Annotated in this window: 14 protein-coding genes and 1 tRNA gene; 2 read left to right on the plus strand and 13 right to left on the minus strand. The window is 67.2% G+C overall.

What is annotated here, in order from left to right:
- Positions 1-9 precede the first annotated feature (9 nt).
- The 3 genes from JC881_RS15195 to JC881_RS15205 form a co-directional block, all read right to left on the minus strand.
- Positions 10-1,542, minus strand: a complete 1,533-nt coding sequence (locus tag JC881_RS15195; protein ID WP_198786544.1) for a tripartite tricarboxylate transporter permease — start codon at positions 1,540-1,542, stop codon at positions 10-12.
- Between the two features lie 19 nt (positions 1,543-1,561).
- A complete protein-coding gene (locus JC881_RS15200; RefSeq protein WP_198786545.1) occupies positions 1,562-2,083 on the minus strand; it encodes a tripartite tricarboxylate transporter TctB family protein in 522 nt (173 codons plus the stop codon).
- Positions 2,084-2,272: 189 nt separating this feature from the next.
- Positions 2,273-3,295, minus strand: a complete 1,023-nt coding sequence (locus tag JC881_RS15205; RefSeq protein ID WP_198786692.1) for a Bug family tripartite tricarboxylate transporter substrate binding protein — start codon at positions 3,293-3,295, stop codon at positions 2,273-2,275.
- 260 nt (positions 3,296-3,555) lie between these two features.
- On the opposite strand from JC881_RS15205, the gene JC881_RS15210 reads away from it, so the two are divergent.
- Positions 3,556-3,630, plus strand: a tRNA-Arg gene (locus JC881_RS15210).
- 164 nt (positions 3,631-3,794) lie between these two features.
- Here JC881_RS15210 and metE read toward each other — a convergent pair.
- Positions 3,795-6,086: a 5-methyltetrahydropteroyltriglutamate--homocysteine S-methyltransferase gene (gene metE / locus JC881_RS15215; RefSeq protein WP_198786546.1), complete on the minus strand. Its 2,292-nt coding sequence runs from the start codon at positions 6,084-6,086 to the stop codon at positions 3,795-3,797.
- 107 nt (positions 6,087-6,193) lie between these two features.
- Here metE and JC881_RS15220 point away from each other — a divergent pair, with 107 nt between their 5' ends.
- Complete coding sequence (locus tag JC881_RS15220; RefSeq protein ID WP_198786693.1) at positions 6,194-7,129, plus strand: LysR family transcriptional regulator; 936 nt, start codon at positions 6,194-6,196, stop codon at positions 7,127-7,129.
- A gap of 29 nt (positions 7,130-7,158) precedes the next feature.
- Here JC881_RS15220 and JC881_RS15225 read toward each other — a convergent pair whose 3' ends face one another.
- From JC881_RS15225 to JC881_RS15265, 9 genes are all read right to left on the minus strand, one after another.
- Positions 7,159-8,019: an isocitrate lyase/PEP mutase family protein gene (locus JC881_RS15225; RefSeq protein WP_198786547.1), complete on the minus strand. Its 861-nt coding sequence runs from the start codon at positions 8,017-8,019 to the stop codon at positions 7,159-7,161.
- A 23-nt stretch (positions 8,020-8,042) separates the two neighbouring features.
- The gene (prpF, locus tag JC881_RS15230; RefSeq protein WP_198786548.1) at positions 8,043-9,245 is read right to left on the minus strand and encodes a 2-methylaconitate cis-trans isomerase PrpF; all 1,203 of its coding nucleotides are present in this window, start codon (positions 9,243-9,245) and stop codon (positions 8,043-8,045) included.
- A 28-nt stretch (positions 9,246-9,273) separates the two neighbouring features.
- Positions 9,274-11,898: a Fe/S-dependent 2-methylisocitrate dehydratase AcnD gene (gene acnD, locus JC881_RS15235; RefSeq protein WP_198786549.1), complete on the minus strand. Its 2,625-nt coding sequence runs from the start codon at positions 11,896-11,898 to the stop codon at positions 9,274-9,276.
- A gap of 44 nt (positions 11,899-11,942) precedes the next feature.
- On the minus strand, positions 11,943-12,926 hold the full coding sequence (locus tag JC881_RS15240) for a tripartite tricarboxylate transporter substrate binding protein (protein WP_198786550.1): 984 nt from the start codon (positions 12,924-12,926) through the stop codon (positions 11,943-11,945).
- A 160-nt stretch (positions 12,927-13,086) separates the two neighbouring features.
- Positions 13,087-14,256 (minus strand): bifunctional 2-methylcitrate synthase/citrate synthase, encoded by a 1,170-nt coding sequence (gene prpC / locus JC881_RS15245; protein ID WP_198786551.1) that lies wholly within the window; start codon positions 14,254-14,256, stop codon positions 13,087-13,089.
- Complete coding sequence (locus JC881_RS15250) at positions 14,253-14,648, minus strand: acyl-CoA thioesterase (RefSeq protein ID WP_198786552.1); 396 nt, start codon at positions 14,646-14,648, stop codon at positions 14,253-14,255. The genes prpC and JC881_RS15250 overlap by 4 nt, the downstream gene beginning before the upstream one ends.
- A 110-nt stretch (positions 14,649-14,758) precedes the next feature.
- Positions 14,759-15,214 carry a carboxymuconolactone decarboxylase family protein gene (locus JC881_RS15255; RefSeq protein WP_198786553.1) on the minus strand — a complete coding sequence of 152 codons (456 nt, stop codon included), beginning with the start codon at positions 15,212-15,214 and terminating at the stop codon, positions 14,759-14,761.
- A gap of 28 nt (positions 15,215-15,242) precedes the next feature.
- On the minus strand, positions 15,243-15,677 hold the full coding sequence (locus tag JC881_RS15260) for a cupin domain-containing protein (protein ID WP_198786554.1): 435 nt from the start codon (positions 15,675-15,677) through the stop codon (positions 15,243-15,245).
- A 77-nt stretch (positions 15,678-15,754) separates the two neighbouring features.
- A complete protein-coding gene (locus JC881_RS15265) occupies positions 15,755-16,498 on the minus strand; it encodes a nitroreductase (RefSeq protein ID WP_198786555.1) in 744 nt (247 codons plus the stop codon).
- Positions 16,499-16,519 lie beyond the last annotated feature (21 nt).

A 16,519-nucleotide genomic window follows, 5' to 3' on the forward strand; every position in this document is an offset into this window, starting at 1 on the left:
TTTTTCCGCTCAATCCACCGGACGCTCGACGGCGAACTCGTCGGGCTTCTTGGGCGGCTTGATGAGGGCGATGCCCTTGGAGATCAGCGGCCAGAACAGGAGCACCAGGGCCAGCGTCGTGATGCCGCCCACCAGCGGGTTGGAGAACATGATCATCACGTCGCCTTGCGAGACCAGCATGGCCTGGCGGAACGAGTCTTCGGCCTTGTCCCCGAGCACCAGTGCGAGCACCAGCGGCGCGAGCGGGAAGTCCAGCTTCTTGAACAGGTAGCCGATGACGCCGAAGCCGAGCATGAACCAGATGTCGAGCATCGCGTTGTGCACGGTGTAGGCACCGATCGCGCAGATCACGATGATCACCGGCGCGATGATCGAGAACGGAATGCGCAGGATCGAGGCGAACAGAGGCACTGTGCTCAGCACCACGATCAGGCCCACGATGTTGCCCAGGTACATGCTGGCGATGAGGCCCCAGACGAAGTCCTTCTGCTCGGTGAACAGCAGCGGCCCGGGCTGCAGGCCCCAGATCAGGAGGCCGCCCAGCAGCACCGCGGCGGTCGGCGAACCGGGGATGCCCAGCGCCAGCATCGGCAGCAGCGCGCTGGTGCCCGCGGCGTGCGCCGCGGTCTCGGGGGCGACGACGCCTTCCATCTGGCCGGTGCCGAACTTGGAGCCCTTCTTGGACATCTTCTTCGCAAGGCCGTAGGCCATGAACGAAGCCGGCGTGGCGCCGCCGGGCGTGATGCCCATCCAGATGCCGATGAGCGAGCTGCGCAGCGACGTGACCCAGTACTGCGGCAGCTGCTTCCACGTTTGCAGCACCACCTTCGGATCGATCTTGGCGCTCTTGCCGGAGAACTTCAGGCCCTCTTCCATCGACAGCAGGATCTCGCCGATGCCGAAGAGGCCGATCACCGCGATCAGGAAGTCGAAGCCGCGCATCAGCTCGGGCTGGCCGAAGGTCAGGCGCAGCTGGCCCGTGACCGTGTCCATGCCGACCGAGGCGAGCGCGAAGCCCAGCGCCATCGAGGCGAGGATCTTGAACGGCGACCCCTTGCCCATGCCCACGAAGCTGCAGAAGGTGAGCAGGTACACCGCGAAGAATTCGGGCGAGCCGAACTTGAGCGCGAACTTGGCCACCAGCGGCGCGAGGAAAGTGATCATCACCACCGCGATGAAGGCGCCCACGAACGACGAGGTGAAGGCCGTGGTGAGCGCGGCGCCCGCGTTGCCCTGCTGGGCCATCGGGTAGCCGTCGAAGGTTGTCGCAACCGACCATGGTTCGCCGGGAATGTTGAACAGGATCGAGGTGATGGCCCCGCCGAACAACGCACCCCAGTAGATGCACGACAACATGATGATGGCCGAGGTCGGCGACATCGTGAACGTGAGGGGCAGCAAAATCGCCACCCCGTTGGCGCCGCCCAGCCCCGGCAGCACGCCGATGAGCACGCCAAGAATGATCCCCACGAACATCAACGCGATGTTCATCGGGGTCAGGATCACTGCAAAGCCCTGCATCAGGGCGCTGATTTCGTCCATTTCGCTGTGCTCCGTGAGTTCAGTAGCCGAGGAACCGGAGGGGGTCGAGCGCGCCTTTGAAAAGCGGCACCTTGAACCACACCTCGAACATGCAGAAGAAGACCGTGTTCACGGCCAGCGCGGCGATCACGCTCTTGCCCCACGAGTACTTGCCCAGCACGATCATGAAAAGAGCGATGTAGATCGCCGATGCGACATACAGCCCCACGAAGGTGATCGCCAGCACGTACACGGTGGCCGGCACCAGCACCGAGAGCACGCGTTTGAGCTGCACCGAATCGACGAACACCTCGGTGTTGCGGTTCTTGCCGAGCAGTGCCTGGTACAGGATGCCCGCGCCCGAGATCGTGATGATCACGCCGATGAAGAACGGGAAGTAGCCCGACCCCGGCCCGTCGCTCGTCCAGCCCGCGCCGAGCTTGCGGGCCTCGAACACCACCACCAGTCCGATGATCAGCAGCAGCGCCGCCACCACCGCCTCGACCACGTAGGTGGCGACGCCCGTACGCGCCGCCCCATCGGAAATTTCTTCGTGCTCCATGGAGCCCCCGTCGTATTTGTGTGTGAGAGAAAGAAGGACAGACAGCGCGTTGATCGACGCACGCTGGCAGGCCAGAGCCCGTTTGCGCCGATGGTCTCAACCCGTTCACGCTGAGCCTGTCGAAGCGCCGCGCGAGGCTTCGACGAGCTCGGCCCGAACGGTCGTCAACCGATCGGCCGCAGATCCGGCCTACTTGTTGCTGGCCAGGAAGCCCGCGTCGGACATCAGCGTGCGGTGCGTCGCCTCGGCCGTGGTGAGCCAGTCGGCGAAGGGCTTGCCGGTCATGAAGGTCGGGTTGAAGGCACCCTTCTCCATGTATTCCTTCCACTCCGGCGTGGCGGCCACCTTGGTCAGGAGGTCCGTGTAGAACTTCAGCTGCTCGGGCGTGACGCCCGCGGGCATGAAGATGCCGCGCAACATCGTGTACTTGGTGGGCACGCCCGCTTCCTTGCAGGTGGGCACGTCGTTCCACGATTGCGTGTCGGTCACCTTGGCCTTGAAGGGCATGCGCTCGTCGTCGAACACGCACAGCGCGCGCAGCTTGCCGGCGCGCCATTGCGCGACCGCCTCGATCGGGTTGTTGACCGTGGAGTGCACGTGGCCGCCCACCAGCTGCACCGCCACCTCGCCGCCGCCCTTGAAGGGCACGTAGATGAACTTGGTGCCCGTGGCTTTCTCGAGCGCGACGGTGATGATCTGGTCTTCCTGCTTGGAGCCGGTGCCGGCCATCTTGAACTTGTTGGGGCCCGCGGCCTTGGTGGCCGCGATGTATTCGCCGGCGGTCTTGTAGGGCGCATCGACGTTGGTCCACAGCACGAACTGGTCGAGCGCGAGCATCGCGACGGGCGTCATGTCCTTCCAGTTGAAGGGCACGCCGGTGGCCATGGGCGTGGTGAACAGGTTGGACAGCGAGATGATGATCTTGTGCGGATCGCCCTTGGCCTCCTTCACCGCCAGGAAGCCCTCGGCGCCCGCGCCGCCCGACTTGTTGACCACGATGAGCGGCTCTTTCATGAGCTTGTACTTGATGACGATGCCCTGCAGCAGCCGCCCCATCTGGTCGGCGCCGCCGCCGGTGCCGGCGGGGATCACGAACTCCACCGGCTTGGTGGGTTCCCAGGCGAACGCAGGAGTGGCTGCGGCCAGTGCCAGCACGGCCGCGCCAATGGCTTTCGCAGGCCAGCCGCGGGCGCGCGAAGCGATGTTCTTCATCGTCATGTTTGTCTCCAGTCGGTGTAGGGTGCGCCCTTTGTTATTGTTGGATCTGAGCGGAGATACGAACAGGGCGGATGTTGCGCGCAGGCGGGAAGCGCCAACTTGACCGAGGTCAACTTCTTGGAGATTTCGTATCGGGGTTAGCCCGCGCTGGCCGGTTTTTTGCGGTGCAGCGAAGCGCCGCCGGGAACCCTATAAAATCGCGGCGCGCACCGGCAACCCCTCGCCGGCCGGGCACCGAGCCCCTCGCGCCAGTCGTCTTCGTAGTTCAATGGATAGAACGGGGTCCTCCTAAGACTCAGATACAGGTTCGATTCCTGTCGAAGGCACCATCCCCACCGATACCCTCCACGGCTTCAGCCGCGCAGTTGCCACGCGCCTGCGTTGGTGCATGCCATGCCGAAGCCCCCAGAAAAAATCCCGGGACCAGCCCGGGATGTCGAAGGAAGAGAACGCCGCGCCACCGGAGCGGCGCGCGGCCATGGCGAAGAAAGGCTCAGGCCGCAGCGCGCAGCGTCTTGGCGGCCGCCACCATGTTGGTCAGCGCGGGCAGCACTTCGGCCCACTGGCGCGTCTTCAGGCCGCAGTCGGGGTTGACCCACAGGCGCTCGGCGGGCACGCGCTCCGCCGCCTTCCTCATCAGCTGCACCATGTGTTCCTGGCTCGGGATGTTGGGCGAGTGGATGTCGTACACGCCCGGGCCGATCTCGTTGGGGTACCTGAAGTTGTCGAACGCATCGAGCAGTTCCATGTCCGAGCGCGAGGTCTCGATGGTGATGACGTCGGCGTCCATGTCGGCGATCGACGCGATGATGTCGTTGAACTCCGAATAGCACATGTGGGTGTGGATCTGCGTCTCGTCGCGCACGCCGTTGGCCGTGATGCGGAACGATTCGACCGCCCAGTCCAGGTAGTCCTGCCACTGCGCCTTGCGAAGCGGCAGGCCTTCGCGCAGCGCGGCCTCGTCGATCTGGATCACGCGCACGCCGGCCTTTTCCAGGTCCAGCACTTCTTCGCGGATGGCCAGCGCGAGCTGCTTGCAGGACGCGGAGCGCGGCTGGTCGTCGCGAACGAAGGACCAGTTCAGAATCGTGACCGGGCCGGTCAGCATGCCCTTCATCGGCCGCTGCGTGAGCGACTGCGCGTACTGGGTCCACTCGACGGTCATCGCCTTCGGGCGGCTGATGTCGCCAAAGAGAATCGGCGGCTTCACGCAGCGCGAACCGTAGGACTGCACCCAGCCGAACTGGCTGAAGGCATAGCCCTCGAGTTGCTCGCCGAAGTACTCGACCATGTCGTTGCGCTCGGCCTCGCCGTGCACCAGCACGTCCAGATCGAGCGCCTCCTGCTCGCGCACGCTGCGCTGGATCTCCGCCTGCATCGCCGCCTTGTAGCCCACCGCGTCGAGGCGCCCGGCCTTGTATTCGCTGCGCGCATGGCGGATCTGCGCGGTCTGCGGGAACGAGCCGATGGTGGTGGTGGGGAACGGCGGCAGCTTCAGCAGCGCGGCCTGCTTGGGCGCGCGCTGGGCGTAGATGCTCTCGCGCCGGCCCAGTTGGCTGTCGAGCCTGGCCACCGCGGCCTGCACCGCGGGGTTCTTCACGCGCGGCGATGCGCGGCGCGCGGCAAGGGCTGCGCGGTTGGCTGCCAGCTGGTCCTTTACGGCATCGCGGCCATGGCGCAAGGCAGCGGCCAGCACCCGCAGTTCATCGAGCTTCTGGAGCGCGTAGGCCAGCCACGATTTGACCTCGGCATCCAGCTTCTGCTCGCTGGCCAGGTCCACGGGCACATGCAGCAGCGAGCACGACGGCGCGATCCACAGGCGCTCGCCCAGGCGCTCGGCCAGCGGCTCGAGCCAGTCGAGCGTTGCTGACAGATCGCTCTTCCAGATGTTGCGGCCGTTGATCACGCCCAGCGACAGCACCTTGTGCGCGGGCAGCATGCTCAGCAGCGGCACCACGTCGTCGCGGCCGTTGATGGCGTCCACATGCAGGCCCGCCACCGGCAGGTTGGCGGCCAGGTACTTGTTCTCCTGCAGCTGGCCGAAATAGGTGGCCACCAGGATCTTGACGCGCGCCGCCTTGAGCTGGTGATAGGCCGCATTGAACGCGTGCTGCCAGTCGGCATCCAGTTCGGTGACCAGCACGGGCTCGTCGATCTGCACCCATTCCACGCCTTGCGCGGCGAGCGTCTCGAGCAGCTCCGCATACACCGGCAGCAGGCGCGGCAGCAGCGCGAGCTTGTCGGAATCGTCCTTGGCCTTGCCGATGGACAGGTACGTCACCGGGCCCACGAGCACCGGCTTGGCCTTCACGCCCTGGGCCCTGGCTTCGGCCAGCTGCTCCAGGAGGCGCGAGGCGTCGAGCTTGAACTGCGTGTCCGCGGTGAACTCGGGGACGATGTAGTGGTAGTTGGTGTCGAACCACTTGGTCATCTCGCCGGCCGCCACGCCGCCGCAGCAACCGGCGTGGTCTTCGGCGCCCTGGGCCGAGCGGCCGCGCGCCACGCGGAAGTAGTTGTCCAGCGCATCGCCATGAAAGCCCTGCACGCGCGCGGGCAGGTTGCCGAGCGTGAAGCTCATGTCCAGCACCTGGTCGTAGAACGCGAAGTCGCCCACGGGGACGAGGTCCAGGCCAGCCTGGTCGTTCCAGTGGCGCTGGCGCAACTGCGCGCCCAGGGCCTTGAGCGCATCGCGCGAGGACTCGCCCTTCCAGTACGACTCGAGCGCGAACTTCAGTTCGCGCTTGGCGCCGATGCGGGGAAAGCCGAGGTTGTGGGTAGTGGTCATGGGGTAGCGGAGCGTCCGGCAGTCAGGGAAAGGAGGAATCGTAGGTTTGCGGACCCGTGAAGTAAAATGGTCTTATTTCACGTATCCATGAAATCGGCTCATTGATCATGTTGGAGCGCATGCACCTTTCCATCGTCCAGGAAGTGGACAAGCAGGGCTCGCTCACGGCCGCCGCCGAGGTGCTGCACCTGACGCAATCGGCCCTGAGCCATTCGATCCGCAAGCTCGAGGGCCAGCTGGGCACGGAGGTCTGGCAGCGCGAAGGCCGCAGCCTGCGGCTCACCCAGGCCGGCCAGTACCTCCTGGCGGTCGCCAACCGCGTGCTGCCGCAACTCTCGCTGGCCGAGGAGCGCCTGCGCCAGTTCGCAGAGGGCGAGCGCGGCTCGCTGCGCATCGGCATGGAATGCCACCCCTGCTACCAGTGGCTGCTGAAGGTGGTGTCGCCGTACCTCGCGTCATGGCCCGACGTGGACGTGGACGTGAAGCAGAAATTCCAGTTCGGCGGCATCGGCGCGCTCTTCGGCTACGAGATCGACCTGCTGGTCACGCCCGATCCGCTCTACAAGCCGGGCCTGCACTACGAGCCCGTGTTCGACTACGAGCAGGTGCTCGCGGTCGCGCGGGGCCACCGGCTGGCGAACGTGGCCTACGTGAAGCCCGCGCAGCTGACCGAAGAGGTCCTGGTCACCTACCCCGTGGCAACAGACCGGCTGGACATCTACAACATGTTCCTCATGCCCGCGGGCGTGACGCCCCGGCGCCACAAGGCGATCGAGACGACCGACATCATGTTGCAGATGGTCGCGAGCGGCCGCGGCGTGGCGGCGCTGCCGCGCTGGCTGGTGCAGGAATACGCGGACAAGATGGACATCGTGCCGGTGCGGCTGGGCGCGCGCGGCATCGCCAAGCAGATCTTTCTCGGGGCACGCGAGGCGGACACCGATGTGGATTACCTGAAGGCCTTCGTCGACCTGGCGCGGCAATCGGGCGCGCTGGCCGACAGGAAGAAGCCCGCTCGGCGCGCCCGTCGCTCGGCCGCGTGACGCGGTGATGCGCCCGCGCACGCACTGCCTCAGGTGTAGCGCTTCTCCAGCGCGTCCCACTCGGGCTTGCCCACCAGGCGCTGCCGCTCGGCGAAGGTGGCGACCAGGCCGCTCGCCTCCAGCACCTGCTTTTCGTCGCGCAGCACCGTGAGCGCCTTCTGCATGCCGGCCACGGCGCCCTGCAGCGCGGCGTTGGCGTACAGCACGATGCCGTAGCCCAGCGCGCCCAGGTCGGTCGCGTTGAAGATCGGCGTCTTGCCGCCGATCACCATGTTCATGAGCTGCGGCTTGGCCAGGCGCTGCGGCAGCGCGCGGATTTGATCGGCGGTGGTGACGGCCTCCACGAAGAGGATGTCGGCGCCGGCCTCGGCGAATTTCTGCGCGCGCTCGACCGCGGCCTCGAAGCCGTGCACGGCCGCCGCGTCGGTGCGGGCCATGATCATGAGGTCGGCGTCCTGGCGCGCATCGACGGCCGCCTTGATCTTGCTCACGGCCTCTTCGGTGGAGATCACCTCCTTGCCCGAGAAATGGCCGCAGCGCTTGGGCGCCACCTGGTCTTCGAACTGGATGCAGTCGGCGCCGGCGCGCTCCAGCGTGCGCACCGTGTGGCGCACGTTCAATGCGTTGCCGAAGCCCGTGTCGGCATCCACGATCAGCGGCACCGACACCGCGTCGCGGATGCGCGCCGTGTGGTCGGCGATTTCCGCCAGGCCCATGAAGCCCTGGTCGGGCATGCCGAACCACATGTTGGTGACGCCGGCGCCGGTGACGTAGATCGCCTCGAAGCCCAGGTCTTCGACGACCTTGGCCGACAGCGCATTGAAGGCGCCCGGAACGAGCAGGCCGCGGCGGGCCTCGGCGAGGGACTTGAGTTGCTTGCGGGTGGACATTCGAAAAACTCCAGATCAATCAATCAGAAACTGTCGCCGGGCACGCGCACCCAGCCTTCCATCAGCACGCGGGCGCTGCGGCTCATCAGGGCCTTGGTCACCACCCATTCGCCATCGACCCTGCGGGCTTCCGCGCCGACGCGCAGCGTGCCCGAAGGATGGCCGAAGCGCACCGCCTCGCGCTCGCCGCCGCCGGCCGCGAGGTTCACCAGCGTGCCGGGAATCGCTGCGGCCGTGCCGATGGCGACGGCGGCCGTGCCCATCATGGCGTGGTGCAGCTTGCCCATCGAGAGCGCGCGCACGAGCAGGTCGACATCCGCCGCCTTCACGGCCTTGCCGCTGGAGGCCGTGTAGTCCTTCGGCGGCGCGACGAAGGCCACCTTGGGCGTGTGCTGGCGCCTGGCCGCTTCATCGATGTGCTTGATGAGGCCCATCTTCACCGCGCCGTGCGCGCGGATCGTCTCGAACATGGCCAGCGCCTTCGCGTCGCCGTTGATCGCGTCCTGCAGCTCGGTGCCCGTGTAGCCGATATCGGCCGCGTTGAAGAAGATGGTGGGAATGCCCGCGTTGATCAGCGTGGCGCGCAAGGTGCCCACACCGGGCACCTCGAGGTCCTCGGCGACCTTGCCGGTGGGAAACATCGCGCCGCCGCCTTCGTCACCATTGCCATCGCCTTCATCGGCCGGGTCGATGAATTCGAGCGGCACCTCGGCCGCGGGAAAGGTCACGCCGTCGAGTTCGAAGTCGCCCGTCTCCTGCACCTCGCCCTCGACGATCGGCACGTGGGCCACGATGGTCTTGCCGATGTTGGCCTGCCAGATGCGCACGGTGCACGCGCCGTTCCGTGGCACACGGGCGCGGTCGATCAGGCCCTGCGCAATGGCGAACGGCCCGACCGCCGCCGACAGGTTGCCGCAGTTGCCCGACCAGTCGACGAAGGCGCTGTCGATGGCGACCTGGCCGAAGAGGTAGTCCACGTCGTGGTCCGGCCGCGAAGAGCGCGACAGGATCACGGCCTTGGAGGTGGACGAGGTGGCCGCGCCCATGCCGTCGATCTGCTTGGCGTAGGGGTCGGGGCTGCCGATCACGCGCAAGAGGAGCGCATCGCGCGCCGCGCCCGGCTGCTGCGCCTCCTTGGGCAAATCCTGCAGGCGAAAGAACACGCCCTTGCTGGTGCCGCCGCGCATGTAGACGGCGGGAATCTTGATCTGGGGAACGGATGCCATGGCGATGGTGAAAGTGATGGTGAGGGTCTCAGGCGGAGCGCTTGGTCTCCGCCAGGAAGTCTTGCGCAAAACGCTGCAGCACGCCGCCCGCTTCGTAAATGGACACTTCCTCGGCAGTGTCGAGCCGGCAGGTCACGGGCACCTGCAGCATGTCGCCGTCCTTGCGGTACACGACCAGCGCGAGGTCCGCGCGCGGACGGGGCGCGCCGATCACGTCGAAGGTCTCGGTGCCGTCCAGGCCCAGCGTGAGCCGCGTGGTGCCGGGCTTGAATTCCAGCGGCATCACGCCCATGCCCAGCAGGTTGGTGCGGTGGATGCGCTCGAAGCCCTCGGCCACGACGGCCTCCACGCCCGCGAGCCGCACGCCCTTGGCGGCCCAGTCGCGCGACGACCCCTGGCCGTAGTCGGCGCCGGCCACGATGATCAGCGGTTGCCTCCGGTTCAGGTAGGTCTCGATGGCCTCCCACATGCGCACGACCTGGCCCTCGGGCTCGATGCGCGCGAGCGATCCCTTCTTCTGCACGCCGCCGACCACCGCCATTTCATTGACCAGCTGCGGGTTCGCGAAGGTGGCGCGCATGGCCGTCAGGTGGTCGCCGCGGTGCGTGGCGTACGAGTTGAAGTCTTCTTCCGGCAGGCCCATCTTCGCGAGGTATTCGCCGGCGGCGCTGTCCAGCAGGATCGCGTTCGAGGGCGAGAGGTGATCGGTCGTGATGTTGTCCGGCAAGAGCGCCAGCGGCCGCATGCCGCGCAGCGTGCGCGGCACGGCCGCGAGCGCGCCCACGCCCTCGCTGTCCCAGTAGGGCGGGCGGCGGATGTAGGTGGACTGCGGCCGCCAGTCGTACTGCGGGCTCACCTTCTCGCCGCTGTCCGCGTGGATCGCGAACATCGGCTCGTAGACCTTGCGGAACATCTCGGGCCGCACCGAGGCCGCGACGATCGCGTCGATCTCTTCGTCGCCCGGCCACAGGTCGGCCAGGCGGATTTCCTTGCCATCGACCACGCCGAGCACGTCGCGCTCGATGTCGAAGCGCATCGTGCCCGCGATCGCATAGGCCACCACCAGCGGCGGCGAAGCCAGGAAGGCCTGCTTGGCATACGGGTGGATGCGCCCGTCGAAATTGCGGTTGCCCGAGAGCACCGCGGTCGCGTACAGGTCGCGCGCGATGATCTCCTGCTGGATCGCAGGGTCCAGCGCGCCCGACATGCCGTTGCAGGTGGTGCAGGCGAAGGCAACGATGCCGAAGCCCAGCTGCTCCAGGTCGTGCAGCAGGCCGGCATCGCGCAAGTACAGCTCCACCGTTTTCGAGCCCGGCGCGAGCGACGACTTCACCCACGGCTTGCGCTTCAGACCCAGCCGGTTGGCGTTGCGCGCGACCAGGCCGGCGGCAATCACGTTGCGCGGGTTCGAGGTGTTCGTGCACGAGGTGATGGCCGCGATGATCACCGCGCCATCGGGCATGAGGCCCGCAGCCTCCTGCAGCCGCGCTTCGGCCAGGCCCACGGCGATATCGCGCTCGGCCAGCTGCGAGGTCGGCAGGCGCCGGTGCGGGTTGGAAGGCCCAGCCATGTTGCGCACCACGCTCGAGAGGTCGAACGTCAGCACGCGTTCGTAGCTCGCGGTGGCGAGCGCATCGCCCCAGAAGCCGGCGGTCTTCGCATAGGTCTCGACCAGTGCGATCTGCGCGTCCTCGCGGCCGGTGAGCCGCAGGTACGCGAGCGTCTGCTCGTCGATGTAGAAGAGCGCGGCGGTGGCACCGTACTCGGGGCACATGTTCGAGATGGTGGCGCGGTCGCCGATCGTGAGGCCGCGCGTGCCCTCGCCGAAGAACTCCAGGTAGGCGCCCACCACTTTTTCCTTGCGCAGGAACTCGGTGAGCGCCAGCACGATGTCGGTGGCGGTGATGCCCGGCGGGCGCCGGCCGGTCAGCTCGACGCCCACGATGTCGGGCAGGCGCATCCACGAGGCGCGGCCCAGCATCACGTTCTCGGCTTCCAGGCCACCCACGCCCACCGCGATCACGCCCAGCGCATCGACGTGCGGCGTGTGGCTGTCGGTGCCCACGCAGGTGTCGGGGAAGGCCAGGCCGTCCTGCACGTAGACCACCGGCGACATCTTCTCCAGGTTGATCTGATGCATGATCCCGTTCCCCGCCGGGATCACCTCCATGTTGGCGAAGGCGCGCTTGGTCCAGTCGATGAAATGGAAGCGGTCTTCGTTGCGGCGGTCCTCGATCCGGCGGTTCTTCTCGAACGCATTCGGATCGAACCCGCCGCACTCCACCGCCAGCGAGTGGTCCACGATCAGCTGCACCGGCACCACCGGGTTCACCTGCGACGGATCGCCGCCCTCGGCCGCGATGGCGTCGCGCAAACCCGCCAGGTCCACCAGCGCGGTCTGGCCCAGGATGTCGTGGCACACCACGCGCACGGGAAACCACGGAAAGTCGCGATCGCGCCGCCGCTCGATGAGCTGCAGCAGGCACTCGTCGAGGATCGCCAGGTCGCAGCGCCGCACCAGGTTCTCGGCGTGCACGCGCGCGGTGTAGGGCAGCGCGCGCCAGGCGCCCGGGCGCAGCGCATCGACCGCGGCGCGCGCGTCGATGTAGTCCAGCGCGGTGCCGGGGAGTGGTTTTCTGTGTCGTGGGTTCATCGGGGCGAGTCGTGGCGAATCAGGGGAGCGAATCGAAAGGATGCTTACTCGGAGCGCACGTCGTTGTCTTTCACGACCTTGGCGTAGCGGGGAATCTCGGCGCGGATCAGCGCGCCGAACTGCTCGGGCGTGCCACCGGCCGCGGACACGCCCGTGGGCTCCAGCTTGGCGTTGAGTTCAGGGGCCTTCAGGCCGGCGTCGAGCGCGCCGTTCAACTTGGCGAGCACGGCGGGCGGCACGCCCTTGGGCGCGATCAGCCCGTGCCATGCGACCACGTCGTAGTCGGGCAGCCCGCCGGCCTCGGCGATGGAGGGAATGTCGGGGTAGGCCTGCAGGCGCTGCGCGGTGGTGACCGCGAACGCACGCAGCCGGCCCGACTGCACGTGCGGCATCAGCGCCTCGGTGCCCGCGATCAGCATGTCCACGTTGCCGGCCACCAGGTCGGTGACCGCCGGGCCCGTGCCGCGGTACGGCACGTGCGTCGCCTTGACCTTGGCCATGCCGAACAGGTACTCGCTCGTGATGTGCAGGTGGCTGCCGTTGCCCGCCGAGGCGAAGGTCAGCTTGCCCGGGTTCTGTCGCGCGAAGGCCAGCAGCTCGCGCAGGTTTTTCGCCTGCACCTTGGCCGGATTGACGCACAGCACGTAGGCGCCCCTGGACAGCTGGATCACCGGCGTCATGTCGGCGATGGGGTCGAAGCGCAGCTTGTAGAGCGAGGGGTTGACGGTGTAGCTCCCCGCCACCAGCAGCAGCGTGTAGCCGTCGCCGGCCGTGTGCAGCGCGTACTCGGTGCCCAGCGTGCCGCCGGCGCCCGGTCGGTTGTCCACCACCACCGGCTGGCCCAGCCGCTGGCCGAGCACGTTGGAGGCGACGCGCGCGATGAAGTCGGAGCCGCCCCCGGGCGCGAAGGGGCAGACGATCTTGAGCGGCTTGCTAGGAAAGGCCTCCTGGGCCCAGCCCGTGCGAACGACGGGGAGCGCGAGCCCGGCCAGGGCGGCCGAGGAAAAGGTGCGGCGGTTCAAAGTCATGCGGTTGTCTCCAGTGTTGTTGTGCATGCGCCCCGCGACAGCGTGCCATCGCGGTAGCGGACGCCAGTTTGCGCCTGCAGGCCCGACCCGCGAAAACGCTCGGAGACTCGAGACGGTCGAAACACTGGAGCGCCGTGCGCCTGTCTGCTTCTGTCAGACGTCAGACGCGCGCCGCGATCGGCACGAACGCCAGGTCTTCCGGACCGGTGTAGTTCGCGCTCGGCCGGATGATCTTGTTGTCCACGCGCTGCTCGATCACGTGCGCGGCCCAGCCGCTGGTGCGCGCGATCACGAAGAGCGGCGTGAACATCGCCGTGGGCACGCCCATCATGTGATAGCTCACCGCGCTGAACCAGTCCAGGTTGGGGAACATCTTCTTGACCTCCCACATCACGGCTTCCAGGCGCTCGGCGATGTCGAACATCTTGGTGGAGCCGGCTTCTTCGGACAGCGATTTCGCCACGCCCTTGATCACCACGTTGCGCGGATCGCTCACCGTGTACACCGGGTGGCCGAAGCCGATGACCACCTCTTTAGCCTCCACGCGGCGGCGGATGTCGGCCTCGGCCTCGTGGGGCGAGTCGTAGCGCTTCTGGATCTCGAAGGCCACCTCGTTCGCGCCGCCGTGCTTGGGGCCGCGCAGCGCGCCGATGGCGCCGGCGATGGCCGAGTGCATGTCGCTGCCGGTGCCGGCGATCACGCGCGCGGTGAAGGTCGAGGCGTTGAACTCGTGCTCGGCGTAGAGGTTGAGCGACGTGTGCATCGCGCGCACCCAGGCCTCGCTGGGCTTCTCGCCATGCAGCAGGTGCAGGAAGTGGCCGCCGATCGAATCGTCGTCGGTCTCCACGTCGATGCGCTTGCCCTGCGTGGACCAGTGGTACCAGTACAGCAGCATCGAGCCGAGCGAAGCCATCAGGCGGTCGGCGATGTCGCGCGCGCCGGGCAGGTTGTGGTCGTCCTTCTCGGGCAGCACGCAGCCCAGCGCCGAGACGCCGGTGCGCATCACGTCCATCGGGTGCGCGCCGGCAGGCAAGCTCTCCAGCGCGGCCTTCACGTTGGCCGGCAGGCCCCGCATGGCCTTCAGCCGCGCCTTGTAGGCCTTGAGCTCGGCGCGCGTGGGCAGCTTGCCATGCACCAGCAGGTGGGCGATTTCCTCGAACTCGCAGACCTCGGCGATGTCCAGGATGTCGTAGCCGCGGTAGTGCAGGTCGTTGCCCGTGCGGCCCACGGTGCACAGCGCCGTGTTGCCCGCGGTCACGCCCGAGAGCGCGACGGATTTCTTGGGCTTGAAGCCTGCGGGAGCCATGGTTTCGGTCGTGGTGGTGGTCATGCGGTTTCCTTGTTCAGATAAGAGCGATCGATGCCCGTCGGCCGGCCGGCGGCATTGACCGCCACCATCTCGAACACACCCTTGAGGACTTCTTCCGCGGGAACGCCCGGCATGTCGGCGATGCCGGTCACGCACACGGTCATCGAGCAGCGGCCGATGCGGCTCGCCCATCCGCGCAGCACGAGCTGGTAGCCCACCGGCACCGGGGAGAGAAAAGACACACTGGTCACGCCGGCCATCACCACCTCGCGCTGCGCCAGGCCGCGCGCGGCCAGGAAGGCGGCCTTGGTCATCAGCTGCAGGCCTTGCCCTGCGAACAGCGTGCCGCGGTGGTTCGCATGCACCGGCAGCACCAGTTCGCGGATCTCGGTGGTTCCAACGGGAGTCGTCATGCTTCGCAATCTACGCAACACGAGCCCGGCGCGTAAGGGCTGAAAGGGCGTATTCCTGCGAAGGAGGAATTGCGAATCTGCGAACGTTGCGAATCGAACGCCGCGGCGCGCTACCTTGCCGCGAGCGCCCCGGGCGTATTGCGGAAGCTGATCGCCATCCGGTTGTAGACGTTCATCAACCCGATCGCGATGGTGAGGTCCACCAACTCACGCTCGTCGAAAACAGAACGCGCGGCTTCGTAGTCGCTGTCGGGCACGCCCGTCTCGGCCACACGCGTCACCGATTCCGCCCACGCCAACGCGGCACGCTCCCGCGCATCGAAGAGCGCGCCGGCCTCTCTCCACGCCTGCAGCAGGGCGAGCTTTTCAACGGCCTGCCCCTTCTTCAACAGGTCGCGCGTATGCATGTCCAGGCAGTACGCGCAGTTGTTGATTTGCGAGACACGCAAATACACCAGGTCGACCAGCACGGGCGAGAGGCCGCTCTGCGTGACGTAGCCGTACACGGTGCCGATGGCCTTGACGCCGGCCGGGGCGATCTGGTTGTAGTCGAGGCGCTGGCTCATGGTCGGACTCCTGAAGATGGGGGATGGGTCACTGCGTTGGCGTCGTGAGCGCGGTGTCGTCGGTGTCCACCACGAACACGGCGAGCAGCTTCGCGGGCCGGGTCTTGCTCGCGTTGCGGCTGACGGAATGCTTCGCGCCGGGTGGCTCGTAGAAGCTCTCCCCTGCGCGAAGCACTTGCCGCGGGCCATCGTTCACCTGCGATTCGATGGCGCCCGAGACCACGTAGCCATAGATGAACGCCGACTTCGCATGCACATGCGCCGGCGAGGCGCCGCCCGGCGGATAGTCGACCACCACGGCGACCAGCGACTTGCCGGGGATGTTGGGAATCGCCTGCCGCAGTGCCGGTGTGACGCTTTCGGTGGACGCGTGCGCGGCGGCAGGAACGGGCGCGAATGCGCCGAGGGTGCCGGCCGCGACAACTGCGACAGTGGCGGCGACAGCGAGCCATGACGTGTTCATGGGCGTTCTCCTTGAAAAAGAAATGACGGTGAATCAGCGAGCGAATGCGTCGCTGAAAGGAAAAATCGGCGCGAAGGTCAGCCCGGAAATCCGAGGAGCCGCGCGAAGTCCTGCACGGGCTCGCGCGGCATCCTTGTCTGGTTGACCTCGGCCTCCGGGTCGCCGTATCCCATCGACATGCCGAAGGCCGTCACCTCGTTGGGCGACATGTGCAGGTGCGATGCGATCGGCGCATGGAACTGCGCGAACGCGACCTGCGGGCAGGTGTCGATGCCGCGCGCCTTCGCGGCGATCATCACGCTCTGCGCGAACAGGCCCAGGTCGATCCAGCTGTGCGCCTTCAACCGGCGGTCGATGCTGAAGATGAGGCCCACCGGCGCGCCGAAGAAGGCGTAGTTGCGCTCGGTCTGGCGCGTGCGCCCGTGCGTGTCATCGCGCGCGATGCCCAGCGATGCGTAATAGCGCGCGCCGAAGTCCATGAGCCTTGCGCGGTACGTGTCGGGCAGCGGCTCGGGGAAATGCTCAGGCGCCGGCGCGGTGCCGGCGCGCGATGCGGCGACCAGCACGTCGGTCAGTTCGCTCTTGACCGCGCCGCTGACCACGTACACGCGCCAGGGCTGGATGTTGGCGCCGCTCGGCGCGCACGACGCATCGGCCAGGATTTCTTCCACGATGTCGCGGCCCAGCGGCTGCGCCTTGAAGGCACGCGTTGCGCGGCGCGAGCGCACGACGGTGGCCACGCATTGCGCGATCGCCTCCTGAGGCCATTCGGCGGTGGGCTGCACCACTTCCGGTTCTGCGATGAGGGCATCGGCCGTCATGGTTTCGTCTCCTGCTGCTGA

It is taken from the genome of Variovorax sp. IB41, from assembly GCF_016405905.1.
Classification (GTDB): Bacteria; Pseudomonadota; Gammaproteobacteria; order Burkholderiales; family Burkholderiaceae_C; genus Variovorax.